17 protein-coding genes are annotated in these 24,809 nt (G+C 57.1%); 7 read left to right on the top strand and 10 right to left on the bottom strand.

From position 1 onward, the window contains the following. The 4 genes from AC0TOF_RS13255 to pcsA all read right to left on the bottom strand — a co-directional run bounded on the left by AC0TOF_RS13255 (position 1) and on the right by pcsA (position 4,522). Positions 1-1,083 carry an ABC transporter permease gene (locus AC0TOF_RS13255; RefSeq protein ID WP_473768623.1) on the bottom strand — a complete coding sequence of 361 codons (1,083 nt, stop codon included), beginning with the start codon at positions 1,081-1,083 and terminating at the stop codon, positions 1-3. After that, positions 1,083-2,633: an ABC transporter ATP-binding protein gene (locus AC0TOF_RS13250; protein WP_473768590.1), complete on the bottom strand. Its 1,551-nt coding sequence runs from the start codon at positions 2,631-2,633 to the stop codon at positions 1,083-1,085. The genes AC0TOF_RS13255 and AC0TOF_RS13250 overlap by 1 nt, the downstream gene beginning before the upstream one ends. Positions 2,634-2,741: 108 nt before the next feature. Then, positions 2,742-3,716, bottom strand: coding sequence for a quinone oxidoreductase family protein (locus tag AC0TOF_RS13245; protein ID WP_473768622.1), 975 nt, complete (start codon positions 3,714-3,716; stop codon positions 2,742-2,744). Further along, positions 3,716-4,522: a phosphatidylcholine synthase gene (gene pcsA, locus AC0TOF_RS13240; protein ID WP_473768589.1), complete on the bottom strand. Its 807-nt coding sequence runs from the start codon at positions 4,520-4,522 to the stop codon at positions 3,716-3,718. The genes AC0TOF_RS13245 and pcsA overlap by 1 nt, the downstream gene beginning before the upstream one ends. 314 nt (positions 4,523-4,836) lie before the next feature. Here pcsA and AC0TOF_RS13235 point away from each other — a divergent pair, with 314 nt between their 5' ends. Both AC0TOF_RS13235 and hspQ read left to right on the top strand, forming a co-directional pair. Further along, positions 4,837-6,081, top strand: a complete 1,245-nt coding sequence (locus AC0TOF_RS13235; protein ID WP_473768588.1) for a UbiH/UbiF family hydroxylase — start codon at positions 4,837-4,839, stop codon at positions 6,079-6,081. Between the two features lie 92 nt (positions 6,082-6,173). Next, the gene (gene hspQ, locus AC0TOF_RS13230; protein WP_122003577.1) at positions 6,174-6,512 is read left to right on the top strand and encodes a heat shock protein HspQ; all 339 of its coding nucleotides are present in this window, start codon (positions 6,174-6,176) and stop codon (positions 6,510-6,512) included. Between the two features lie 82 nt (positions 6,513-6,594). Here the strand turns inward: hspQ and AC0TOF_RS13225 are convergent, their stop codons facing one another. Further along, a complete protein-coding gene (locus AC0TOF_RS13225) occupies positions 6,595-7,212 on the bottom strand; it encodes an invasion associated locus B family protein (RefSeq protein WP_006471370.1) in 618 nt (205 codons plus the stop codon). Between the two features lie 348 nt (positions 7,213-7,560). Here AC0TOF_RS13225 and AC0TOF_RS13220 point away from each other — a divergent pair, with 348 nt between their 5' ends. Further along, positions 7,561-9,408, top strand: a complete 1,848-nt coding sequence (locus tag AC0TOF_RS13220; protein ID WP_473768587.1) for an extracellular solute-binding protein — start codon at positions 7,561-7,563, stop codon at positions 9,406-9,408. A gap of 103 nt (positions 9,409-9,511) precedes the next feature. Continuing rightward, a complete protein-coding gene (locus tag AC0TOF_RS13215; protein WP_473768586.1) occupies positions 9,512-10,186 on the top strand; it encodes a DsbA family oxidoreductase in 675 nt (224 codons plus the stop codon). A gap of 21 nt (positions 10,187-10,207) precedes the next feature. Here AC0TOF_RS13215 and mfd read toward each other — a convergent pair whose 3' ends face one another. Both mfd and AC0TOF_RS13205 read right to left on the bottom strand, forming a co-directional pair. Continuing rightward, positions 10,208-13,720: a transcription-repair coupling factor gene (gene mfd / locus AC0TOF_RS13210; protein WP_473768585.1), complete on the bottom strand. Its 3,513-nt coding sequence runs from the start codon at positions 13,718-13,720 to the stop codon at positions 10,208-10,210. Between the two features lie 13 nt (positions 13,721-13,733). Continuing rightward, positions 13,734-14,021: an FAD assembly factor SdhE gene (locus AC0TOF_RS13205; protein ID WP_122003574.1), complete on the bottom strand. Its 288-nt coding sequence runs from the start codon at positions 14,019-14,021 to the stop codon at positions 13,734-13,736. A 149-nt stretch (positions 14,022-14,170) separates the two neighbouring features. Here AC0TOF_RS13205 and recG point away from each other — a divergent pair, with 149 nt between their 5' ends. Further along, positions 14,171-16,279, top strand: coding sequence for an ATP-dependent DNA helicase RecG (gene recG / locus AC0TOF_RS13200; RefSeq protein ID WP_473768584.1), 2,109 nt, complete (start codon positions 14,171-14,173; stop codon positions 16,277-16,279). 65 nt (positions 16,280-16,344) lie between these two features. On the opposite strand, the gene glmS is transcribed toward recG, so the two are convergent. From glmS to AC0TOF_RS13185, 3 genes are all read right to left on the bottom strand, one after another. Next, positions 16,345-18,168: a glutamine--fructose-6-phosphate transaminase (isomerizing) gene (gene glmS, locus AC0TOF_RS13195; RefSeq protein ID WP_122003572.1), complete on the bottom strand. Its 1,824-nt coding sequence runs from the start codon at positions 18,166-18,168 to the stop codon at positions 16,345-16,347. Positions 18,169-18,376: 208 nt separating this feature from the next. Beyond that, on the bottom strand, positions 18,377-19,741 hold the full coding sequence (glmU, locus tag AC0TOF_RS13190) for a bifunctional UDP-N-acetylglucosamine diphosphorylase/glucosamine-1-phosphate N-acetyltransferase GlmU (protein ID WP_473768583.1): 1,365 nt from the start codon (positions 19,739-19,741) through the stop codon (positions 18,377-18,379). Positions 19,742-19,800: 59 nt separating this feature from the next. Then, positions 19,801-20,574 carry a cytochrome c biogenesis CcdA family protein gene (locus tag AC0TOF_RS13185; protein WP_473768582.1) on the bottom strand — a complete coding sequence of 258 codons (774 nt, stop codon included), beginning with the start codon at positions 20,572-20,574 and terminating at the stop codon, positions 19,801-19,803. 178 nt (positions 20,575-20,752) lie between these two features. Here AC0TOF_RS13185 and mprF point away from each other — a divergent pair, with 178 nt between their 5' ends. Both mprF and AC0TOF_RS13175 read left to right on the top strand, forming a co-directional pair. Next, complete coding sequence (gene mprF, locus AC0TOF_RS13180; RefSeq protein WP_473768581.1) at positions 20,753-23,374, top strand: bifunctional lysylphosphatidylglycerol flippase/synthetase MprF; 2,622 nt, start codon at positions 20,753-20,755, stop codon at positions 23,372-23,374. Beyond that, entirely contained in the window at positions 23,371-24,783 is a 1,413-nt protein-coding gene (locus AC0TOF_RS13175) for an AcvB/VirJ family lysyl-phosphatidylglycerol hydrolase (RefSeq protein ID WP_473768580.1), read from the top strand. Before mprF ends, AC0TOF_RS13175 begins: the two co-directional genes overlap by 4 nt. The last annotated feature ends 26 nt before the right edge of the window (positions 24,784-24,809 follow it).

Here is a 24,809-nt window from a genome sequence, read left to right as displayed (position 1 = left end):
TCAGGCCTTTCCCGCTCGGGCTGCGGATATGAACCGAATACGATAGAGGATGAGCGTATCGCAGGCGAGCACGAAGAACAGGATCATGCCCTGAAACACGCGTGCGGATTTTTCCGAGATGCCGATGGACACCTGTGCGGCCTCACCGCCAAGATAGGAAAGCGCCAGCACCAAACCGGCTGCAATCGCCCCCAATGGATTGAGGCGTCCGAGGAACGCAACGATAATTGCCGTGAAACCATAGCCCGGAGAAATGACAGGGCGAAGCTGGCCGATAGCGCCCGAAGTTTCCGCAATCCCCGCAAGACCGGCAAGAGCACCCGAAACCGCAAAGACGAAGAACACCATCTTGCCCGCACTGAAACCCGCAAAGCGCCCTGCCCGCGGGCTTTGGCCGATTACCTTGCTCTCGAAGCCTTTCAGCGTGTGCTTTAGCAGAAACCAGACGACCGCCGCCGCAACGAGCGCAAAGATGAAACCCCAATGGGCACGGCCCGATGCGCTCCAGATTTCCGGCAGAATGGCGCTATCATTGAACTGGCGGGTTTCCGGGAAATTATAGCCTTCGGGATTGCGCCATGCGCCGCGCACGAGCCAGTCAAGGAAGAGCTGCGCAACATAGACAAGCATAAGGCTGGTCAGGATTTCGTTCGTGTTGAAGCGTACTTTCAGAAAGGCGGGTATGGATGCATATGCCGCCCCGCCTGCCATCCCCATAAGCATCATCACGGGCAGAACCACCCATGACTGCAAATCCGGGAACATGACCGGCAAGACCGACCCCGCTATCGCACCGGCGATAAACTGTCCCTCGGCACCGATATTCCAGTTGTTGGACAGAAAACAGACGCAAAGACCGACCGCAATCAGGATCAGCGGTGCGGCCTTTACCAAAAGCTCATGCCACGACCAGATATCGAACAAAGGCTCGACAAAGAAGACGTAGAGCGCATGCAGCGGTTCCTTGCCCATCATTGCGAAAGCGAGACCGCCGAAAACCAGCGTCAGCGACAGCGCAAGCAACGGTGACAGGGCGCTGAAAAGTTTCGACGGCTGCGGGCGTTTGACGATTTCGATCCGCATCATGCAGCCTCTCCTGAAACGCCGCCCATCAAGAGGCCGATCTTTTCCAGCGTGACTTCGGCAATCGGCACAGGATGCGAAAGCTGGCCGTGATTCATGACTGCGATCCGGTCGCTGATTTCAAGAAGCTCATCGAGGTCTTGGCTGATAACGAGAACTGCTGAACCGGAACGCGCAAGATCAACGAGCGCCTGACGAATATGCGCTGCAGCACCAGCATCGACGCCCCATGTCGGCTGGTTCACGACCATGACCGACGGTGAACGGTCAAGCTCGCGCCCGATGATGAATTTTTGCAGATTGCCGCCGGAAAGTGCCGACGCAGGCGGATTTTCAGCGCTCTTGCGCACATCCATCCGTTCGATGATGCGTTTTGCAGCCGATCGTAGCGCGCTCTCCGCGATCAATTTCAGTTTGCCACCGCGCAGGAACATTTTTGAGTCGGTTTTGTACCGGGACAGGAACAGATTGTCGGTCAGCGTCATCGTCGGAACGGCGCCATGTCCAAGCCGTTCTTCCGGAACAAAGGCCGCTCCCATCATGCGTCTTTCGCTAATACCGGACTTACCTGCATCCCTACCCCGGATACGCACATTCGAGGCGTTAGACTGCAATACTTCACCGGAAACAGCTTCGAAAAATTCGCCCTGTCCGTTGCCTGCAACGCCCGCTATGCCAACCACTTCGCCAGCAGCAACCGAAAGTGAAATATCTTTCAGGGCGGTCGAGAACGGTCCACGCGGCGGCTGTGACAGGGACCTAATTTCAAAAAGCGCATCTTCACCCGCATTTGCCGCAATGGGGGTACGCGCCACAACATTGATGTCGTTTCCAACCATCATGCGGGCGAGCGACGCGGCGGTTTCCTTGCGCGGATCGCAATGCGCGACGACCTTCCCATGCCGCAGCACGGTTGCGCGGTCACAAAGGCGCTTCACTTCCTCCAGACGGTGGCTGATATAAAGAATGGACTTGCCTTCGGCTTTCAGACGTTCCAGCGTTTCAAACAGCTTGTCGGCTTCCTGCGGCGTCAATACGGAAGTCGGCTCATCGAGGATGATGAGGTCGGGTTCCTGAAGAAGGCAGCGCACTATTTCGATACGCTGGCGTTCGCCAACGGACAGATCACCGACATGGGCCTGAGGATCCACTGGAAGGCCGTATGTCTTACCAACCTCATACGCACGCTTTGCAACATCTGAAAGCGGCAAGGAACGGTCAAGCGATAGGGCGATATTTTCAGCGGCGGTAAGCGATTCGAACAGCGAAAAATGCTGAAAAACCATACCAATGCCGAGTTTTCTTGCAGTGGCAGGTTCCTCTATCGCGACAGGCTGCCCCTTCCAGACGATTTCGCCCTCAAGGGGTTGGAGTGCGCCGAACAACATTTTTACAAAGGTGGATTTTCCGGCACCATTTTCGCCCAGAAGCGCGTGAATCTCACCTTCCCCGATGGTGAGGTCTACACCATCACAGGCCCGCAGCTGACCAAATACTTTCGTGAGCCGGCGGACATCAAGAAGAGGCCGGTCGGATAAAGGCGCTGTCATCGTTCCCCATTTGTATTTTTGAGCGACCTTAGCCAGCAAGTCTGCTCTTGAAAAGCACAAAAGCAAGCAGCGGTGGACATATGCACACCGCTGCAATCATCAGTCAGCTCAGGGCAGCAGAATGGTCGTACCAGTCGTCCTGCGGGCTTCCAGATCCTCATGAGCCTTGCCCGCATCCTTGAGAGCATAGCTCTGGTTGATCTCGATCTTGACCGCTCCGCTTCCCACCACCTCGAAAAGCTCGGCTGCGGTTTTTTCGAGGTCGGATCGCTTGGCAATGTAATTGAACAGCGTCGGCCGCGTGGCGAAGAGCGAGCCCTTCTGCGCAAGAATGCCGAGATCGAAAGGCGGAATGACACCGGACGACTGACCGAAGCAGGCAAACATGCCGAGCGGCTTCAGCACATCCAGCGAGCCCATATAGGTATCGCGGCCAACGGAATCATACACCACATCGACGCCCGCTCCGTCCGTCAGCTCCTTCACCTTTTCGGCGAAGTTTTCGGTACGGTAATTTATGACGTGATCGTAGCCGTGCTTTTTGGCCAGCGCGATCTTTTCTTCCGATCCTGCCGTTCCGATAACGGTGGCGCCAAGATACTTCGCCCATTGCCCGGCAATCAGGCCCACACCGCCGGCAGCAGCATGGAAAAGGATCGTCTGTCCCGGCTCGACCCTGAATGTGCGCCGCAGAAGATATTGCGCGGTCATGCCTTTCAGCATCATCGAGGCAGCGGTTTTCAGGTCGACATTGTCCGGAACCTTCACCAGCCGGTCGACTGGCAGAATGCGTTCATCTGCATAGGATCCCGGTGTCGCCACATAGGCAACGCGGTCGCCGACGCGAACATCGGCCACGCCCGGACCAACCGCTACGACGATGCCCGCGCCTTCGTTTCCGGGCGTGAAGGGCATCTGCGCCGCTTTGTAAAGGCCAGTACGGAAATAGACGTCAATGAAGTTGAGACCGACGGCTTCGTGGCGCACTTTCGCCTCACCCGGACCGGGTTCGCCGATCGCGATCTGTTCATACTTCATGACTTCCGGCCCACCAGTCTGATGAACCCGAATGGCGTTGATCATCATGCTTCTCCACTCTTCCTTGCGGCGGCGGCTTTTTCAGCCGCGATGACAGTGGCAGTCCGTCCCAATCCCGGGAAAAACTGCATAACAGCGCCGATGAAATAGATGTAGAGCCCCGTCACGGATATGCCGACGCGGACCCATAGCGGCGCATCCAGAGTATAATAGAGCGCAGCTGCGCCAAAGGCACACCAGAGCAGGAAAACAGTCAGATTAAGCGGCCGCAGACGCACGACACGCACGGGATGCAGGAAGTTGATCGGCAGAAACGACAGGATTGCCGACGCGACAACCGTTGCAAACGCCACCCACTCTCCTGGCCTGACGATGAAAAGCGTAAAGACCACCATATTCCAGACGACCGGGAAGCCCTTGAAGAAATTTTCCTTCGTCTTCATGCCGGTATCGGCATAATAGATCGCGCTCGAAACCACGATGATTGCGCCGGATATGAAGGACAGATAGGTTCCCATGAACCCGCTTTGATAGAGCGCGAAGGCCGGTATCAGAACATAGGTGACGTAATCGATGATGTTGTCGAGAAGCTCGCCCGACCAGTTTGGCAGGACATATTTGACCTCGAGCTTGCGCGCGATGGGACCGTCGATGCCGTCGACGAAAAGCGCCAGCCCCAGCCACCACCACATCGCCGTGTAGCGACCGTCACTGGCCGCCACGATGGAAAGGAATGCCAGAAACGAACCCGATGCCGTCAGAAGATGTACCGAAAACGCCTTGGCTTGCGGCGCAGTGACTTTCTTGGCTTTGAGTTTTCCGGTCAGTTTGGTTTTCACGCCGTCCGCCATTTCAGTTTGTCGCCGCGCTTATCCCACCCAAGACATTCCCCGAGGCGGCGAGTACATTTCATCAAACGGGGAACGCATACACCAAACAAACCGGCATCCCCAAACCTCAGGATCATCGAAATACTTTCCCTGAGGAGAGCGATGATCCTGCAGCAGCTTTCCCTGAATAAGCGCAAAAGAGCAAGTAAGGCATGAGGCAAATCCGCCATAATCCCACGGAAGAATGGCCTTTTGGCTGCAATTCGGTTTAAGTGCGGCTGGAATCATCAGACGGTGCACCAGGTTCGCACCTGTCGGACCAGGGATGAGACACGATGAACGATCTTGTTGCGAACAAGCCACTCACCGACATTATCATCAGCGGCGGCGGGCCTGCCGGAATGATGGCCGCGCTGGCCCTTGGCACGAAAGGCTATCGCACCATCCTGCTCGGACCGGAGACCGACAAGGGAGACCGTCGCACGACAGCGCTCATGATGCCCGCCATCAGGTTGCTGGAAGGATTGGGCGTCTGGCGGGATATCGAGCCGGAAGCGGCTGCTCTTGCTTCCATGCGCATTATCGACGCGACGCGGCGTCTTGTACGAAGCCCGGTCGTAACTTTCCGCGCGGGTGAAATCGATGAGGCCGCATTTGGCTACAACATCCCCAATGCGGTATTGAACGAAAAACTTGCCGAAGCAGTCGCACGCAATCCGAACATCCAGCGCATCAATGCACCCGTCATCGAATATCGCCACAATGGCGACCATGTAACGGTCACACTTTCCGGCGGCGAAACACTGCATGCACGACTTGTCGTTGCCGCAGACGGGCGCAAATCCATGGCTCGCGAAGCGGCGGGCATCCGCACACGCCGCTGGAGCTATCCGCAGACAGCTGTCGTTCTTTCTTTCTCGCATGCCGTCGACCACGAGAACATTTCGACGGAGTTTCACACAGAAGAAGGTCCCTTCACGCAGGTCCCATTGAAGGGGAAACGCTCAAGCCTCGTCTGGGTGGTCAATCCCGGTCGCGCCGAAGCGCTGCTTGCACTTGATGAAACCACGCTCGCTCAACGCATCGAGAATATGATGCAGTCCATGCTGGGCAAGATCACGCTCGATATTGAGCCGCAGGCCTGGCCTCTTTCCGGCCTGGTACCTCACGTCTTTGCGGCCAGGCGCACGATTCTCATCGGCGAAGCCGCTCACGTCTTTCCGCCAATCGGCGCGCAAGGGCTCAATCTGGGTTCACGTGATGTCGAAACGCTGGTCAAGGCTATAGAGAGCGACCCGGTCGATCCCGGTTCGGATCGGGTCATTCGCACCTATGACCGTGCGCGACGCCCAGACATTCTGGCACGCACCGGCTCGGTCGATGCACTCAATCGTTCGCTTCTCTCTGATATGCTCCCGGCGCAGATCGTGCGTGGAGTGGGCCTCGAAATGCTTCGCTCTTTTGCACCGCTACGGGCGTTCTTCATGCGGGAGGGACTTCGCCCCGGCAGCGGTTTCTTGCATTTGCTTCCGAAGCTGCCGAGCCTCCCGCACCGAAGCGACGGAAGGCGCTCCAGCTAATTCGGTTTTCAGCTAATCCGAAACATCAGACTGACAGAATTGCGGGTTCCCGCCGACTTTAATTTGTCGCGCGGTGAACTACATAATGTTGCATGGGTATGACACAGATAAAGCACGCAAAATTTCAGATCGGCCAGGTCGTCAAGCACCGGCTGTTCCCCTTCCGCGGGGTGATCTTCGACGTGGACCCCGAGTTCGCGAATACGGAAGAATGGTATGCGTCCATTCCCGAGGAAGCACGTCCGCATCGTGATCAACCCTTTTACCATCTGTTGGCTGAAAACGCGGAATCCGAATATGTTGCTTATGTATCGGAACAGAACCTTGTTCCGGATTTAAGCGGCGAGCCTTTGCGTCATCCTCAGATCGACGAAATGTTCGATCGGCTGGACAACGGTTCCTATCGCGTGAAATCACAGCATTCTAACTAAGATAGAGCTTTCTCTTGAAATCATAGCTTAAAAGAAAAGGGGCGCTCCGGGCGCCCCTTTCTCGTAACAGACTGGATGCAACTTAGTTCGCTGCGCCCTTTGCCTTGTCCTGTTCAGCCTTCATCTTGGCTTCAAAGTCTTTCTGCTTCTTCTGGACGGCGTCCTGAAGTTCCTTCTGGCGTTCTTCCAGTTCCGACTGCTTGAGGGCTGGGCCGGTCAGAGCGCCAGAGAAACCGGTGAGCGCTACCGGAATCGGGTTCGGCTTGTTCTGATAGTTGACCGAAGTCAGGGTCAGCTTGCCGCCCTTCTTGAGCGCATTAATGAGATCGTCGGTCAGCGGAGCTTCGGCGATGCAGCGATCCGGGAAGCAGATGCCGTATTCGAGCTTGACCGGCTTGTTGTTGTCGATCTGAAGGCCGACACCGGCAGGAATCAGACGACCGATAGGAACGGTCACCTGAAAGATCTTGCGGTTGATCTTGCCCTTGATCTCGATGAGGTTGACGGCAGTCAGGAGCTGGCCGGAATCCGCGGTGACGATGTTCTGCGTGTTGCAGATGTCATTGTCTTCCTGCTTCGAGCAGACCTTGAACCAGCCCTGTGGCGGCTGCTGCGCCGATGCAGGCATCGTCGCGGAGGCAAGCAGGGCGAACGCGCCAGCAATGGCAGATGCGGCAGCGATTGTCTTCGTGCTGGACATGATCAACAGGTTCCTTTCAACGCTCTGATCTATAGTTCCCGTTCTGTATTTAAGTCAGCGATAGACCGTCACTGGTTTGAAAATGCGGCAACAGCGTGACCTTGAGGGTTTTAGCCCCCATTCAGGCCCTATGCGGGCCCAATCCGGAGCCGTGTTACAACGACTAGGGGTATGAATCCAGATGAGTTTCGACATTCCATGCTCGGAATCCGCCAAAATCTTTGTTTTAGCTCCCACTGTCACGCGACGGACACGCCCTATTTCCGCACTTAATGTACGATCATGCTAGTTTTCGGTTCCGAATCGGCGTCTTCGGATGCGACCTTCAAACTTATTTACAATGGACGATTGAAGTTGAACGGATTGATTGCCTTTCTCCGCAAATTGGTTCTTGCGAGCCTGACCGGAGCCGCCGTCGGTACGATGCCCGCACAGGCGATGGCAGAAGCACAGCCCGACTATGCGCTCTCCATGCACGGGGACGTAGCTCTGCCAGCCGACTTCACCCATTTCCCCTATGCTAACGCCGACGCGCCGAAGGGCGGCGCCCTCACAATGGGCGTTGTCGGCACGTTCGACAGCCTCAATCCATTTGTGCTGAAAAGCATGCGCACGACCGCGCGAGGTCTGTTCGGTGATGTTGATCTCGGCAATCTGGTTTACGAAACCCTCATGCAGCGCTCGCGAGACGAGCCATTCACCCTTTACGGCCTGCTGGCTGAAAGGGTTGCAGTCGATCCGGAACGCAAATGGGTCGAATTCACCCTGAACCCGAGGGCGAAATGGTCTGACGGCCAGCCGGTCACGGTGGACGACGTGCTCTTCACCTACGACATCCTGACGGAAAAAGGGCGCCCCCCCTATAACAACCGGATGAGCCGTGTCGAAAAGATCGAGAAGACGGGCGAACGCTCTGTCCGCTTCACCTTCAATGACAAGTCGGACCGCGAATTTCCAATGCTCGTTGCGTCGTCGATGCCTGTGCTGCCTAAGCACGCCATTGATCGCGAAACCTTCGGCAACTCGTCACTGAAACCACCTGTCGGTAGCGGCCCGTACCTTGTTTCCGGCGTGCAACCCGGCCAACGTATTGTGTACAAGCGCAGCCCTGACTATTGGGGCAAGGACTTGCCCTCACAACGCGGGCTCAATAATTTCGATACGTTGACGATTGAATATTATCGCAATGAGACTTCCCTGTTCGAGTCGTTCAAGAAGGGCCTGCTCGATGTTTTCATCGAAGCTAACCCGACACGCTGGGAAAAGCTCTATGATTTCCCGGCTGTAAAACAGGGACGGGTTATCAAGGACAGCTTTGAAAAAGGCACGCCAGCAAATCTGCTGGGATTCGTATTCAACACGCGCCGCCCGATTTTTGCCGACCGCCGGGTCCGGCAAGCGCTGGGGCTGCTGTTCGACTTTGAATGGGCCAACCGCAATCTCTTTGCCGATCAATATCGGCGCACGCAGAGTTACTGGGAAGGATCGGAGCTTTCTTCCGTCGGCAAGCCGGCAGACGACCGCGAGAAGCAATTGCTTGCGCCTTTTCCCGACGCTGTCCGCGAAGATGTCATGAATGGCACATGGCACCCACCAGTAACGGACGGCAGCGGCCACGATCGCACGCCGGCAAAGAAGGCCTATGATCTGCTGACAGAGGCCGGCTTCCGGTTTGAACACGGTCTTGCGGTCGATCCTTCGGGCAAACCGCTCGCGTTCGAAATCATGACGCGCTCTCCCGACGAGGAAAAGGTCGCGCTAGCATATAAGCGCAATCTTGCGCGGCTAGGCATTACTGCAGAAATCCGCACCGCAGATGATGCCCAGTATCAGCAACGCCTGCAGACATTCGACTATGACATGATACTCGGCGCACTGACCGGCTCGCTTTCGCCCGGCAATGAACAATGGATGCGCTGGGGTGCGGCCTCGCGGGATGTGCAGGGAAGCTTCAACTATCCCGGTGTTGCCGATCCGGCGGTCGATGCGATGATCGAAGCGCTGCTGGCTGCAAGAACCCGCGCAGATTTCGTCAGTGCGGTCCGCGCGCTTGATCGGGTGCTTCTCTCCGGCGACTATTACGTTCCGCTTTACTATCTGCCCTATCAATGGGTGGCGCGGTGGGATCGCATCGAACATCCACAGAAGACCTCGCTCTACGGTTTTCAACTGCCGACATGGTGGCGCGCAAAATAATGAGCGGGCTTTAACGCCAGCGTAATTCGCCCTACATGCACCCAATATAATATAGATACTCGACCGGAGGCTAAACCTCCGGTTCCTGCACGGAGATTGAACCATGGCCGCCAGAAAGATAACTATCGATGTCGTGTCGGATGTCGTCTGCCCATGGTGTTTTCTAGGGCGCAAGCGCCTCGAAGCGGCTCTTGCCATGGCGCCGGACGTGGAGGCTGAGGTGCGCTGGCGTCCCTTCCAGTTGGACCCTACACTGCCTCCGCAAGGCAAGGATCGCCAAGCCTATATGCGGGAGAAATTCGGTAGCGGCGGCAAGATCGGTGACATTCATAAACAACTGACCGAGCTTGGCGAGGAAAATGGCATCGTGTTCGATTTCGACGCCATCGCCCGCGCGCCGAATACGCTCGACGCACATCGCGTCATCCATTGGGCGGCGCAGGCTGCACCCGATACGCAGGATCGGATGGTTGGCCTGTTGTTTTCGCTCTATTTCGAGCAGGGACAGGATATTGGCGACCATGAAGTGCTGGTTGATGCGGCGGCAAGCGTCGGCATGGACGCAGCAGTTGTCGCCCGGCTCCTCCAAAGCGATGCCGACAAGGCGACAATTCGCGAGGAGATCGACACTGCCAGCCGCATTGGCGTGCGCGGCCTACCCTGTTTCATCATCGACCAGAAATACGCTGTCATGGGCGCACAGACGGCCGATGTCCTTGCCGACGCCATCCGCCAGACGGCCGAAGGTTTTGAGCCGGGAATTGCCGAGGATCGATAGGCCGAAAATAACGGCGGGGGATTAACCCGCCGCGATCTTCGCCAGTTGCGTCATGATGACGGCGGAACCGTTGAGACGCTTTTCCGGCGTCGGCCAGTCGCGGATGAAGACGATGCTTTGGTCCGGCCTGATCTTGGCCATGGAGCCCTGTTCGCCAATCATCTTCACCAGACCGACCGGATTGTTGAAGGTTGCATTGCGGAACTGGATGACCACGCCCTTCGGACCCGCGTCGAGCTTCTCGACATTCGCACGGCGGCAGAGCGCCTTGATGTAAACGATCTTGAGCAGATGCTGCACTTCGTCCGGCATCGGGCCAAAACGGTCGATAAGTTCCGCGCCGAAGGCATCGATATCCTGCGGCTCTTCCAGATCGGCGAGACGGCGATAGAGGCCGAGGCGCAATTGAAGATCGGGAACATAGGCTTCCGGAATCATCACCGCCGTGCCAATAGCGATCTGCGGCGACCACTGGCTGTCTTCAACCTCGATCGTTCCCTTGAGCGTGGCCACGGCTTCTTCCAGCATTTGCTGATAAAGCTCGAAGCCAACTTCCTTGATATGGCCCGATTGTTCCTCGCCGAGCAGATTACCCGCGCCACGAATATCCATGTCGTGGCTGGCAAGCTGGAAGCCCGCCCCCAGCGTGTCTAGCGATTGCAGAACCTTGAGGCGGCGTTCCGCCATCTGCGTCAGCATCTTGCCCGCAGGAAGCGTAAACAACGCGAAGGCGCGCTGCTTGGAGCGCCCGACGCGACCACGCAACTGGTAGAGCTGCGCCAAGCCGAACATATCAGCACGGTGCACGATCATCGTGTTGGCCGTCGGAATATCGAGACCCGATTCCACGATGGTCGTGGAAAGAAGCACATCATACTGGCCGTCATAGAAGGCGTTCATGATGTCATCGAGAACGCCCGGCGCCATCTGGCCATGAGCCACGGCCACTTTCAGTTCAGGCACATGGGTTTTCAGGAATTCCTCGATCTCGCCAAGATCGGAAATACGCGGGCATACGTAGAAGCTTTGACCACCACGATAACGCTCACGCAGAAGGGTTTCGCGAATGACAAGTGGATCGAACGGCGAAACGAAGGTGCGCACCGCCATGCGATCGACGGGAGGCGTAGTAATGAGCGACAGTTCGCGCACACCGGTCAGCGCAAGCTGCAAGGTGCGCGGGATTGGTGTGGCTGACAATGTCAACACATGCACGTCCGACTTCAGTTCCTTCAGCCGTTCCTTGTGCTTGACGCCGAAATGCTGCTCCTCATCGATGATGAGCAGTCCGAGATTCTTGAACTTGATGGACGAGCCCAGAAGCGCATGGGTGCCGACGACAATATCGACGGTTCCTTCCTCCAGCCCCTTCTTGGCCGCTGCAAGCTCCTTCGTCCCAACGAGGCGCGATGCATGGGCAACATTGATGGGCAGGCCATGGAAACGCTTTGAGAAGGTCTTAAAATGCTGGCGCGACAAAAGCGTCGTCGGCACGACAACCGCGACCTGAACGCCGCTCATCGCCGCAATGAAAGCAGCACGCAGCGCCACTTCCGTCTTGCCAAAGCCGACATCGCCACAGATGAGGCGATCCATCGGCTTACCAGCAGCCAGGTCGTCCGCCACAGACTCGATTGCCGTCAGCTGGTCGTCGGTTTCATCGTACGGGAAGCGAGCGGCGAACTCGGCATAGAGACCATCCGGTGGCGTCATGACCGGCGCGCCGCGCATCTGGCGTTCGGCAGCGATTTGGATCAGATGCCCGGCAATCTCAAGGAGCCGCTTCTTGAGCTTGGCCTTGCGCATCTGCCATGCGCCGCCACCCAACTTGTCGAGAACCGCATCGGACCCTTCCGAACCATAGCGCGACAGAAGCTCGATATTTTCGACAGGCAGGAACAGCCGGTCATCGCCTGCATAATGGATTTCAAGGCAATCATGCGGCGCACCCGCCGCCGTGATTGTCTTGAGTCCAATAAAACGACCGATACCATGATCAACGTGGACGACAATGTCGCCAGCCGTCAGCGAGGCGACTTCCGAGATGAAATCCTGATCGCGCTTGCGGCGCTTGGAACGGCGCACAAGACGGTCGCCGAGAATATCCTGCTCGGCCACGATGACGAGATCGCCAGCGTCGAATCCGCTTTCAACGGCCAGCACAGCCGCCGTCACCTTGTCGCGTGAAAGCGCCTTGACCGTGGAAAGCCGGTCAACCGATTCGATCTTTTCCAGCCCATGCTCGTCGAGCACTTGCAAAAGACGGTCCAGCGAACCTTCCGTCCAGGCAGCAACCAGCACCTTTTTGCCCGTAGCACGCAGTTCGGCAATATGCTTCACCACCGCTTCAAACAGGTTCACGTCGGTAGCGGCGCGTTCCTCGGCAAAGCTGCGGCCCTTATGCACATCGGCATGAATAATCGTCCGCCCTGTGACCTCCGGCGCGCCGAACGGCGTCAGGTCAATACGCATCCCACCGGCTTCAGCGTGTTTCTCAACTTCCGCAGGAGTAAGATAAAGCGTTTCCGGCTTAACCGGCTTGTAAGGCACGGCATCGCTGCCCGGTTCCTTACCTTCCGCCTGCCGCAGCCGCGCCTCGTAATGATCGACGACCATCGTGTGGCGTTCGGTCAGCGCCTCGTGGACGAGGTGGTCAAAGACCACCGGCATATTGCCCGCATGATCGAATACGGTATCGAGTGTGTCATAGAACAGCGGCAGCCAGTGTTCCATGCCGGCAAAACGGCGACCTTCACTGATCGCCTGATAGAGCGCATCGTCACGCTGTGGTGCGCCGAACATGGCGACATAATTCTTGCGGAACCGACTGATCATTTCGGCTGAAAGCGTTATTTCGCTCATCGGCTGGAGCACGAATTCCTTGCGCGTTCCGGTCGTGCGCTGCGAAGCAGGATCGAAGGCGCGAATCGTCTCCAGCGTGTCGCCGAAGAAATCGAGCCTGAGCGGTTCTTCCGAACCCGGCGCATAAAGATCGAGAATACCGCCGCGCACGGCAAATTCGCCAATATCACGCACCGTCGACACACGTTCGAAACCGTTGCGCTCCAGCCGGGATGCCAGATCGTTCATATCCAGCTGGTTGCCGGGACGTGCAGAAATCACCTGTTCGGCGATTGCCGCCTGAGGCGGCAGCTTTTGCAAGACCGCATTGGCTGTGGTCAGGACGACGGCTGGATGCGGCGTCTTCTTGAGTGCGGCCAATGCACCGAGCGCTGTGAGCCTGCGCGCAGCAGCATCCGCTCCCGGCGACACGCGATCATAAGGCAGACAGTCCCATGCGGGCAGATGCAGAACCGGCATATCCGGGACCACGAAACCCAGCACCTGTTCAAGATCGGCAATGCGCTGCCCGTCGCGCACGATATACATAATCGGTCCGCGTTCGCCGATCTCTTCCACCAGCCGAGCGAGACAGAACGCCTCGTAACCGTCGGCAACACCGTCGATCACGATATGACGTTTTGCCCCGGGCGCGCTGGAGGACTTGAGACCTAGTTTGCTGAAAACGGGCATGGGAACCTTGAACTCAGAATTCAATACGGTCGCGGAAGGCGACAATATCGCGGAACAGGGGCGTGTCGAAATCGGCCGGGATCGGGCTTTCGCCCGTTACCCATTTGAGAAGATCGCGGTCGAGCACTTCGAGAATATGCTCGAATTCATCAAGCTGCGGGTCGGTGAAGCCGACAATATACTCATCCGCATATTGCCCGAGGATCAGATCCATCTCGCGCATACCGCGGTGCCACGCGCGGAACAGAAGTTTACGGCGCCGTACATCCAGATTTTCCGTCGCCAATATGCTGCCAGTCATCCTCGGTAAGCTCCAGTCATTCAAATTGCTGCTGGTATATAGCATCTGCGCCGCAAACGGGAACCCGTTTATCCAACAAGAACAAAAAGAGCACAGAAAGATTGCGTCTCGCCCTTGCACGGCGAGACGAAGCAGTTAATGCTCCCGCCATGCGTCCATCCGTTCTTGACCCGTTTTTTGCTTCCGTTCGTTCGCTTTCCGGCATTGGCCCGAAGGTTGCGGCTCTGCTCGGCAAACTGCTTGGCACTGACATGCCGGGTGCTGAGCCGAAGGTTGGCCAGCTTCTATTTCTGGCCCCGCATAGCGTAATAGACCGGCGAAATCGCCCCGGCATCGTCAACGCGCCGGAGGGTGCAATCGTCACGCTGGAAGTCACTGTCGACCAACACCAGCCAGCGCCGCCCGGACGCGGAAATGTCCCGCATCGCGTCTTCGCGCATGACGAGACAGGCGAAATTGCGCTGACCTTCTTCCACGCGCAATTGCCGTGGCTGCAAAAAATGCTGCCCGAAGGTGAGACCGTCATCGTATCGGGCAAGGTGGAATGGTTCAACGGCCGCGCCTCCATGGTCCATCCGGACTATATTGCGAGCCCGGAAGATGCGGCCAATCTGCCAATGGTCGAGCCAGTCTATCCGCTAACTGCGGGCCTGTCGTCCAAGACGCTGGCGCGTGCCGTCAAGGAAGCATTGACCCGCGTGCCTCCGCTGCCGGAATGGATCGACCCGCCTCTGCTGGCGCGGGAGCGCTTCACCAGTTTCCAGCAGTCGCTCAACACGCTTCACCTGCCGGAAGACCCTTCCGATATCGCGCTGGAAAGCATTTCGCGACGCAGGCTCGCCTATGACGAATTTCTGGCCGGACAATTGGCGCTGGCTCTCGTGCGCGCCAAGACGCGGCGACTTTCCGGTCGCCCTCTAGAGGGCACAGGACGCATCGTCGCCGAAATCATGCGGCACCTGCCCTATCGCTTGACCAAGGGGCAGGATCAGGCCGTTCGCGAAATCATCACAGACCTCAAATCGCCGGAGCGCATGTTGCGGCTTTTGCAAGGCGATGTCGGCTCCGGCAAGACGGTGGTGGGGTTGCTTTCCATGGCGCACGCTGCCGAATCCGGCGGTCAATCCGCTCTTATGGCTCCGACCGAGGTGCTCGCACGCCAGCATTTTGCGACGATTGCGCCGCTTGCCGAAAAGGCAGGACTGAAGGCAGCGCTCCTCACTGGCCGCGAAAAGGGTCGTGACCGGAATGCTGTACTTGAAGGATTGAAAAGCGGTGACATCGACATCGTGATCGGCACGCATGCGCTGTTTCAGGAAAAGGTCGAATATCACGACCTCGTTCTGGTCATCATCGATGAACAACACCGCTTCGGCGTGCATCAACGCTTGATGCTGACAGCCAAAGGTTCGGCACCGGATATGCTGGTCATGACGGCGACGCCCATTCCGCGCACCTTAGTCCTCACCGCCTTTGGCGACATGGATGTGTCGAAACTGACCGAGAAACCCGCCGGACGGCAGTCCATCACGACTGCCATAGTACCCATGGAGCGCATGGGCGAACTTGTCGAGCGCATCCGTAAGGCTGTCGGAGAAGGACAGAAAATCTACTGGATTTGTCCTTTGGTTGAAGAATCCGAAGTCGTGGAACTGACATCCGCCGAAGAGCGCTTTGAGAGCCTCAAACCCGTCTTTGGAGATCGCATCGGCCTTATCCATGGCCGCATGAACGGAGCGGAAAAAGATGAGGCCATGCGAGCGTTCAAGCAGGGTGAAACCCGGGTTCTGGTCGCCACCACAGTGATCGAAGTCGGCGTGGATGTGCCCGATGCGACGATCATCGTCATCGAACATGCCGAACGGTTCGGCTTGTCGCAATTGCACCAGCTGCGCGGGCGTGTAGGCCGCGGCGATAAACCATCAACCTGCCTGCTGCTTTACAAGGGGCCGCTCGGTGAAGTCGCGCAAGCCCGGCTGAAGGTAATGCGCGAGACGGAAGACGGTTTTCGCATCGCCGAGGAAGATCTCAAACTGCGTGGCGAAGGCGAATTGCTCGGTACACGGCAATCGGGAACACCGGGTTTCCGTCTGGCTTCCATCGAAGCGCATGGAGATCTTCTGGAAATCGCCCGCAAGGACGCACGCTATATTCTGACGAGCGATCCAGACCTAGAATCCGAACGCGGACAGGCGCTGCGGATATTGCTCTATCTCTTTGGGCGAGACGAAGCGATCAGGCTCTTGCGGGCGGGATAGCAAAATGGCGGCACTCCGCCGCCATTTCTATCAACTTATAAAGTTTTCCCTTTAGTGAATTGAATTTATTCGACAGTGACCGACTTCGCGAGATTGCGCGGCTGGTCAACATCGGTGCCCATCAGAACAGCGGTGTGATAGGCCAGCATCTGGATCGGCAGCGCATAGACAAGCGGCGTGATGAATTCCGGTACATCCGGCAGAACGATGGTTGCCATCGTGTCGATGCTGGCAGCTTCTGCGCCTTTTTTGTCGGTGATGAGAATGATGCGACCGCCGCGCGCAGCAACTTCCTGCATGTTGGAAACGGTCTTTTCATAGAGACGATCAGACGGCGCGATGACGATTACCGGCATCGTTTCATCGATCAGCGCAATCGGGCCGTGCTTCAATTCGCCAGCGGCGTAGCCTTCGGCGTGGATATAGGAAATTTCCTTGAGCTTCAGCGCGCCTTCCATGGCAAGCGGGAAGGACGTGCCGCGACCGAGATAAAGCACATGACTGACTTTGGCGAGTTCATGACAGACTGCCGCGATCTGGTCTTCCAGCTTCAGCACCTGATTGATGAAACGCGGTGCTTCGGAAAGCTGACGCACCAGTTCCTGTTCCCGCTTGTCATCGATTGCGCCACGCGCCTTGGCTGCGGCAATCGCCAATGAGGCCATGGCCGAGAGCTGACAGGTGAAAGCCTTGGTCGAGGCGACACCGATCTCCGGCCCTGCGAGCGTCGGGAAAATGGCATCGGATTCGCGCGCAATGGTCGAGCCCGTCACGTTGACGACGGCAGCTATTTTCAGCCCTTGCGATTTGCAGTAGCGCAGCGATGCCAGCGTATCAGCCGTTTCACCGGACTGCGACACGAACATTGCCAGCGAATCCTTCGACAGCGGCATTTCGCGATAGCGGAATTCGGAAGCGATATCGCTATCCACCGGCAAACGCGCAATCTGCTCAAACCAGTATTTGCCGACAGATGCCGCATAATAGGCCGTGCCGCAGGCAGAGATCGTCAGGCGGTCGATCTTGCTGAAATCGATGCCAATCGCTTCCTGACGCACTTTGCCCGTGGTGAAATCGAGATAATTGGCGAGCGTATGAGAAATGACTTCCGGCTGCTCGAACATCTCTTTTTGCATAAAGTGACGGTGATTGCCCTTGGAGACAAGCATATTTGCCGTCTGCGTCTTCTGGATCGGGCGCTCAACTTCGTTGTTGTTCTCGTCGTAAACGGTCACGCCCTTCCGCGTCAGCACAGCCCAATCGCCATCTTCGAGATAGGCGATGGTATCGGTGAAAGGCGACAGCGCAATAGCGTCGGAACCGAGGAACATTTCACCTTCGCCATAACCGACAGCAAGCGGCGGTCCCTGACGCGCTCCGATCAGGAGTTCTTCGTCTCCTTCGAACACGAAGGCGAGCGCGAAAGCGCCGTGCAGCATCGGCAGGCTGTCGCGGACAGCCTCGACCGGGGACTTGCCCTTTGCCAGTTCGCGGGTCACCAGATGGGCGACGGCTTCGGTATCGGTTTCCGTCTGGAACTTGTAGCCTTCCGCTTCGAGCATGGCACGAAGCTCGGCGAAATTCTCGATGATGCCGTTATGAACGACCGCAAGGCGCTCGGTAATGTGCGGATGGGCATTGCGCTCCACAGGCTTGCCATGCGTCGCCCAGCGTGTGTGGCCGATACCGATGACACCGGGTAGCGGCTCTCCTGCCAGTCGCTTTTCCAGATTGACCAGCTTGCCTTCGGCACGGCGACGGTCGAGCTTGCCGTTCTGCAATGTGGCGATACCGGCAGAATCGTAGCCGCGATATTCAAGCCGCTTCAGTGCATCCACGAGAAGCGGAGCGACTTCGTTATTTCCGATAATGCCGATAATTCCACACATGGGTTGCTCCAGATCCGACGTTTGAGACGTGTGCTTCGCGGTTTAAAGATTCTAACGCAGAACGGCAACCCGATGGATTGCCGCTCGTTTAGAGCGGTTCTGCTTTTACGGAATAGTTGGAACCGCTCTATCTGTCTGTTTCCGCCGCATTTCCGAACGCAAAACCGCTTCACACTTTTGCTGGAAATGCTCCAAGCTATTGGATGATTTATTTCGCCGGGGTTTTAGCCGCTTTGATGGCGGCATACTTCTCCCGCAGGATTTTCCCCCGACCTTCCTTGGTTTCTTGCCGCGCGCGGCCAAAAGCCAGCGCGTCGGCAGGAACATTGTCGGTGATCGTGCTGCCCGATGCGATATAGGCATTGTCGCCGATTTCCACCGGTGCAACCAGCGAACTGTTCGACCCGATGAACGCGTTTTCGCCGATCACCGTCTTATACTTGTTGTAGCCATCGTAGTTGCAGGTGATCGTGCCAGCGCCGATATTGCTCCCTGCGCCGACGGTTGCATCGCCAATATAGGTCAGGTGATTGATCTTCGCGCCCTTGTGCACAGTGGCGTTCTTCACTTCGCAGAAATTGCCGACCTTGGTCTTTTCGCCCAGATTTGCGCCCGGACGTAGGCGTGCAAACGGCCCGATCTCCGCCTTCGGGCCAACTTCAGCCCCCTCAAGATGCGAGAAGGAATGGATCAGGGCTCCCGACGCAACATGCACGTGGGGACCGAAGAAGACGTTCGGCTCAACAACAACATCGGCCTCAATCAGCGTGTCGTGGGAGAAAAACACTGTTTCAGGCGCAATAAGCGTCACACCTGCCAGCATCATCTCGCGGCGCTTGCGCTGCTGCCAGATGGTTTCTGCTTCAGCCAGTTCGACGCGGTTGTTGATGCCGATCACATTGTCGACCGGGACTTCGATGGCCATCACATTCATGCCCCTGCCATGAGCGATGGCAACAATGTCGGTGAGGTAATATTCGCCCTTGGCGTTGTTGTTATCGACGGCATCCAGAAGCGCCAGAGCGTGTTGGCCGCGAACAGCCATAAGCCCGCCATTGCAGAAACCGATCTGCTTCTGCGCTTCGTTTGCTTCTTTTTCCTCAACGATGGCAACCAGTTTGTCGCCTTCTTCAATCAGACGTCCATAGCCGTGCGGATTATCCGGACGGAAACCGATAACGACTACATCGGCGCCTGCGGCCAGCCGCTCCCGAGCCCTTTGCAGAGATTGCGCCTCGATCAGCGGCGTGTCACCAAAAACGATGAGCAAATCGTCATAACCGCGCTCAATTGCTGCGCGCGCTGCCAGGACAGCGTGTGCTGTACCGAGACGTTCCTTCTGCTCGAAGGCCGACACCGACCCTGCATTCTTTTCCACCGCCGCCCGCACTTCGTCAGCGCCACGCCCCACGACCAGCGCAACATCGCTTTTGCCGGTGCCCTGAACTGCCTTGACCACATGCGAAACCAGCGGCAATCCCGCCACCTGATGCAACACTTTGGGCAGGCTGGATTTCATGCGCGTGCCTTCTCCAGCAGCAAGCACGATGGAAAGGCAGGTACGGTCTGTCATGGTATCGTCCAAAAAATTGAGATGATCTTCGCTCATAACATCAAAGCGTCTATGAAAACTTACACGCCAGTCTTCAGGAAAAGACCTTCGATTTGCCCGAGTGCAGGAAAGGTTTCAAGCATCCAGTACGAGAAGGACTGCATGCCGCCGGTCAGGAACAAAACGCCGGCAACCACCAGAAGCGCACCCATCGCTTTCTCCACCTTGCCGAGATGCACCCGGAAACGCGAAAGAAAACGCATGAATGCGCCGGAAAAAAGGGCAGCTATCATAAATGGAATGCCGAGGCCGAGCGAATAGATCGCCAGCAACAGCGCCCCCTCGCCAACCGTGCTGCTACCGCCTGCAAGCGTCAGAATCGGCCCGAGAACAGGCCCGATGCACGGTGTCCAGCCGAAGGCAAATGCCAGTCCCATAATGTAGGCACCAAGTGGCGATGCCGGAGCGTTACGTGCCTGAAAACGCGCTTCGCGGGACAAGAACGACAGGCGCAGAACGCCAAGGAAATTCAGTCCCATCAATATGATGACGGCGCCCGCGACGATTGCAATTTCCTGCTGCCAGGCGCGAAGGAAGGCACCGATTGAAGAAGCACCAGCGCCAAGCGCCACAAAAACAGTCGTGAATCCGAGAACAAAACAGATGGCGGCAAATGCCAGCGAACGACGCGCCGAAGGTGCTACCGCAACGGTTGCCCCCTTCTCTGCACGGAAATCCTCGACGCTCACACCCGCCATATAGCACAGATAGGGCGGCACCAGCGGAAGGACGCAGGGCGAAAGAAACGACAATGCGCCAGCTCCGACCGCAGTCATGTATGAAATATTGAGCACCAATACCTCTTTCAATTCGTCAAATCACTTGCGGCCCCTCTCAACCGTGGGCCTATATAGACCAATTTCGGCTCTACTTTGAATATTTTCAATGCGGCATCTCGCTCGACCACAAGTTCGCCCTAAATCGAGATCATTGCGCGATTTATATATGTTGCTCCAACCGGACGATGTTCCTATGAGCCTTATTGATGATGACGAAGTGCCTCCCATGCCATCCGAAACGTCAGCAAGACATCATGGCTGGTTCACCCGCTACCAACATTTTTTGTTCCCGATAGCCGGTATCGCCATTGCGTTGCTTGCAATTTATGTGCTGGAAAATCTGCTCCAGCATACGTCTCGCACGGAAACGCTAGCTGCCTTCCACAACATCTCATGGACGACGCTCGGCCTGGCCGTGTTCTTCACAGCTCTAAGCTATGCGGCAGTCGCGCTCTATGATGTCGTGGCCGTGGATACGATCGCGCCCAACCAGATACCGCGCCGAATTGCTGCTGTGGCGGGTGCTGCTGGCTATGCGATATCCAACGCACTCGGCTTTTCGCTGCTGACCGGTGGTGCCCTGCGTTATCGCATCTATGCGGCAGAAGGTGTGAGCCTTGCCGACATCGGAAAGATTGTCGGGACCTCTTGGTTTGCGATCTGGTTTGCCCTGATCATCATGGTGGGGGCAGCCTTGTTGATCGACCCAAAGGACGTCCCATGGCTTTCCACCATTGATCCCCGCATCGATATTGTTGCGGGCATCGCCATTCTGGGAGGTGTTGGCTGGCTGATCTTCTGGCTGTCGCATGGACAACGCAGTTTCACGATAGGCTCGTTCAGCCTGCGTCTGCCGAACTCCAAAGGCGCATTAACCCAGATCTTTGCCGGGCTTGTCGATGTGGGGGCTGCGGCCGCCACGCTCTATGTCCTCATGCCTGCCGACGCTGTGCCTAGCTTTGCGGTTTTCGCACTGGTCTATGTGATCGCCATCGTGCTTGGTATCGCCAGCCATGCTCCAGGTGGCCTGGGTGCATTTGAAGCGACCATCATTGCGGGGCTTGGTCTCGGCGGCAAGCCGGATGCCATCGCGGGCCTTCTTGCATACCGGCTTGTCTATACCGTCATGCCGCTTGTCGTGGCCACAGCAGGCATTCTCATATGGGAGATCATGCGCCGCCGCCATATGCTCGGCAAGCAGGCGCGCTTTGCCAAGCGGCTGGTCGAGCCACTCATCCCAGCCCTGTCTGCCAGTATCATCTTTCTGGGCGGGATCATGCTTCTCGTTTCCGGGGCCACGCCAGACCTCCGTTACCGCGTCGAAGTGCTCTCCGATATCGTTCCGGAATCTTTCATGGAAATGTCGCACCTCGCCGCCAGTCTCGTTGGCGTCGCGCTGCTCATCGTTGCTCGCGGCCTCTCGAAGAGGCTTGCCCGTGCCTGGGTAGCCGCGCAAATACTTCTCCTCAGCGGCGCAGCTTTTTCGCTGACCAAAGGCCTTGATTGGGAAGAAGCTATCACCCTGTGCCTCTTCGCTTTCACGCTGTGGGGGTTCCGGGATTCGTTCTATCGCCGCCCCATTTCGGGACCGTTTGACCTGAGCTGGAACTGGATCGCGACAGTCGGCACGACTGTGCTCGTTTCCACATGGCTCGGCTTCTTCGTCTATCGCCACGTGGAATATTCCAACACTCTCTGGTGGGATTTCGCCTGGAATGGCAATGCACCCCGGTTTCTACGGGCAACGGTCCTTGTCTTCGCCGTGGTTGCCGCAGCCGGCCTTTATTCTATCATCAACAGGAATGGGCACCGCTGGCGGAAGGTGGATTATTCGATACCCGATTCCGTGCCTGCTCTCGTCGCCCAATGCCCGCATACCGACGCTGCTCTGGCGCTGCTCGGCGACAAGCAGTTTCTGCTCGCTCCCGACGAGAGTTCCTTCATCATGTATGCGCAGTCTGGCGGTAGCCTGATCGCGCTCGGCGATCCCATCGGCAATGAACAGACCGGCAAGGAGCTCGCGTGGTCATTCCACGGACTGGCCGACAAGCTTGCCTTGCGAACCGTGTTTTATGGCGTTGGCCCGCAAAGCCTGCCTTTGTTTCTGGACATGGGCCTGGTCGCGCTGAAACTGGGCGAAGTCGCGCGTGTCGATCTCGCCAATTTCTCGCTCGATGGTCCACGCCGCCAGCCGTTTCGCTATGCCGACCGCAAGGTCGACAAGGACGGACTGACATTTGAAATCATCCCTGCAGCTGACGTGCCACCGCTCATTCCTCGCTTGCGGGAGATTTCCGACGCGTGGCTCGACTTCAAATCAGGCAGCGAAAAGGGGTTTTCGCTGGGTTATTTCGATGACGATTATATGAAACGTTTCGACGTCGCGGTGTTGAAAAGTGAAGGCGAAATCGTGGCTTTCGCCAATATTTGGCGCGGTGCGAACAAGTATGAAATCACCGTCGACCTCATGCGCTATATGCCCGACGTGCACAAACTTCTGATGGACGCACTGTTCGCAAAACTGATGATGGCGGGCAAGGAACAAGGGTACAAGTGGTTCAACCTTGGCGCCGCCCCCCTTTCCGGCCTGAGCGGCAGTCGGCTGGCCTCCCGCTGGAACCGCTTTGGTTCTTTCATCTACAAGCGCGGCGCCGATCTCTATCACTTCGGCGGACTGAAAGCCTTCAAGGAAAAATTCGACCCTGTCTGGACCCCGCATTATATGGTTTGCCCGGGCGGACTTGAGACGCCACGTGCGCTCCTCGATGCCACAACCCTCATCAATGGCAGCCCCCTGGAGTTCATCCGCAAATGACGAAAAGACGCGTTCTCTCTATTGTGCTCGGGCTGGCTTTGGTGGCAGCGGCGGGTATATACGGCGCATTGCACACGGGTAAAATCGCCCGGCTCTGGACAAAAATAATCGATTCCGACGAACCGGTTATTCATGCCAGCGCCGAGAGGCTATCCAATATCCCCGTTTACATGCCCGAGAACGATCCAGTGGGTCTTGCTATCCTGCTGAGCGATGAGGGCGGCATAGGCGACCGGGAAAAACAATTCATGGATGCCATGCTTGCCCGGAACATGATCGTTCTGCCGGTCGAGCTAGGCCCATGGCGCGCCGCTCTCGATAAGGAGGACGGCGAATGCAACTATCTGGACTCCGATTTCGAAGCCATCGCCAAGGAAGCCTTGCGTGGGCTGGATCTCAGCGTCTATTTTCACCCCGTCCTGACAGGCGTTGGACAAGGCGCGACCATTGCTTATGCGGCCGCCTCGGATTCGCCGGATGCAACGATTGCGGGCGCTGTTGCGCTTGATCCGGTTCCGGCCAAGACCCACCTGCCTTCATGCACGGAAAAAGCCGCAGCAACCAAGGCCCCCGGTGGAGGCTTCACCTATGGTTTCAATGTTTCAATTCCGGCCCCTGTCCTTGTAATTGGACCAACCGGATCGCCGGTCAACGATCCCGTTGCAGCCCGACAGGAAAATTTCACCGTACTTCAATCTGCTCCTGCGTTTCCGGCACGCCTGAAAATGGCCGTCGACAATGTCGTGGCCATGGCGGATCAGGATGCCAAAAACGAAGCCCTCCCTATAGTCGACCTCCCCGCCAAGAACGGAAAAGCCGATATGATTGCGGTCTTCTATTCGGGAGACGGCGGCTGGCGCGACCTCGACAAATCCATTGGCGAATGGCTGCAGGCGCACAGCGTCCACGTGATCGGTGTGGATTCTCTGCGTTATTTCTGGTCAGAACGCACACCAGAGGAAATCGCCAATGATACGACGGCGATAATCAAAAAAGCTGACCCGACGAATAAATTGCCGGTAGCTGTTCTAGGCTATTCATTTGGCGCTGATACATTTCCGTTTGCCTGGAAATATCTGCCTGCCGCCATACAGGACCGGACGAAAATGATCGGCCTACTCGGTGTTGAAACCACAACCACATTTCAGGTTTCCATTGAAGGATGGCTTGGAATGGATGGTGACAAGGAGGTCATTCCGGCCATATCGACGATCCCCCTTGACCGGGTGGTTTGTGTCTATGGCCAGGAAGAAGAGGATACTGCCTGCACTGCTCCCGAACTGAAGGGCATGGAAGTCATGAAACTGGCTGGCGGTCATCATTTCGATGAAAATTATGAGCCAATTGCTGCCAGCCTGCTGGAAAAGATGCGCACCCGTGCCGGATTGCCGCCACGACCGGCCAGTTGATAGACGGTCAAAAAGGACATCACTAC

Source organism: Ochrobactrum sp. PL_is501 (genome assembly GCF_055816895.1).
The sequence above is the reverse complement of the archived record's forward strand: the minus strand, read 5'-3'. Positions and strand labels throughout refer to the sequence as shown.

What these genes read in the sequence shown, in the direction of transcription:
- AC0TOF_RS13255 (WP_473768623.1), bottom strand. Translation starts at nt 1,083, where the DNA reads ATGCGGATCGAAATCGTCAAACGCCCGCAGCCGTCGAAACTTTTCAGC.
- AC0TOF_RS13250 (WP_473768590.1), bottom strand. Translation starts at nt 2,633, where the DNA reads ATGACAGCGCCTTTATCCGACCGGCCTCTTCTTGATGTCCGCCGGCTC.
- AC0TOF_RS13245 (WP_473768622.1), bottom strand. Translation starts at nt 3,716, where the DNA reads ATGATCAACGCCATTCGGGTTCATCAGACTGGTGGGCCGGAAGTCATG.
- pcsA (WP_473768589.1), bottom strand. Translation starts at nt 4,522, where the DNA reads ATGGCGGACGGCGTGAAAACCAAACTGACCGGAAAACTCAAAGCCAAG.
- AC0TOF_RS13235 (WP_473768588.1), top strand. Translation starts at nt 4,837, where the DNA reads ATGAACGATCTTGTTGCGAACAAGCCACTCACCGACATTATCATCAGC.
- hspQ (WP_122003577.1), top strand. Translation starts at nt 6,174, where the DNA reads ATGGGTATGACACAGATAAAGCACGCAAAATTTCAGATCGGCCAGGTC.
- AC0TOF_RS13225 (WP_006471370.1), bottom strand. Translation starts at nt 7,212, where the DNA reads ATGTCCAGCACGAAGACAATCGCTGCCGCATCTGCCATTGCTGGCGCG.
- AC0TOF_RS13215 (WP_473768586.1), top strand. Translation starts at nt 9,512, where the DNA reads ATGGCCGCCAGAAAGATAACTATCGATGTCGTGTCGGATGTCGTCTGC.
- mfd (WP_473768585.1), bottom strand. Translation starts at nt 13,720, where the DNA reads ATGCCCGTTTTCAGCAAACTAGGTCTCAAGTCCTCCAGCGCGCCCGGG.
- AC0TOF_RS13205 (WP_122003574.1), bottom strand. Translation starts at nt 14,021, where the DNA reads ATGACTGGCAGCATATTGGCGACGGAAAATCTGGATGTACGGCGCCGT.
- recG (WP_473768584.1), top strand. Translation starts at nt 14,171, where the DNA reads ATGCGTCCATCCGTTCTTGACCCGTTTTTTGCTTCCGTTCGTTCGCTT.
- glmS (WP_122003572.1), bottom strand. Translation starts at nt 18,168, where the DNA reads ATGTGTGGAATTATCGGCATTATCGGAAATAACGAAGTCGCTCCGCTT.
- glmU (WP_473768583.1), bottom strand. Translation starts at nt 19,741, where the DNA reads ATGACAGACCGTACCTGCCTTTCCATCGTGCTTGCTGCTGGAGAAGGC.
- mprF (WP_473768581.1), top strand. Translation starts at nt 20,753, where the DNA reads ATGAGCCTTATTGATGATGACGAAGTGCCTCCCATGCCATCCGAAACG.
- AC0TOF_RS13175 (WP_473768580.1), top strand. Translation starts at nt 23,371, where the DNA reads ATGACGAAAAGACGCGTTCTCTCTATTGTGCTCGGGCTGGCTTTGGTG.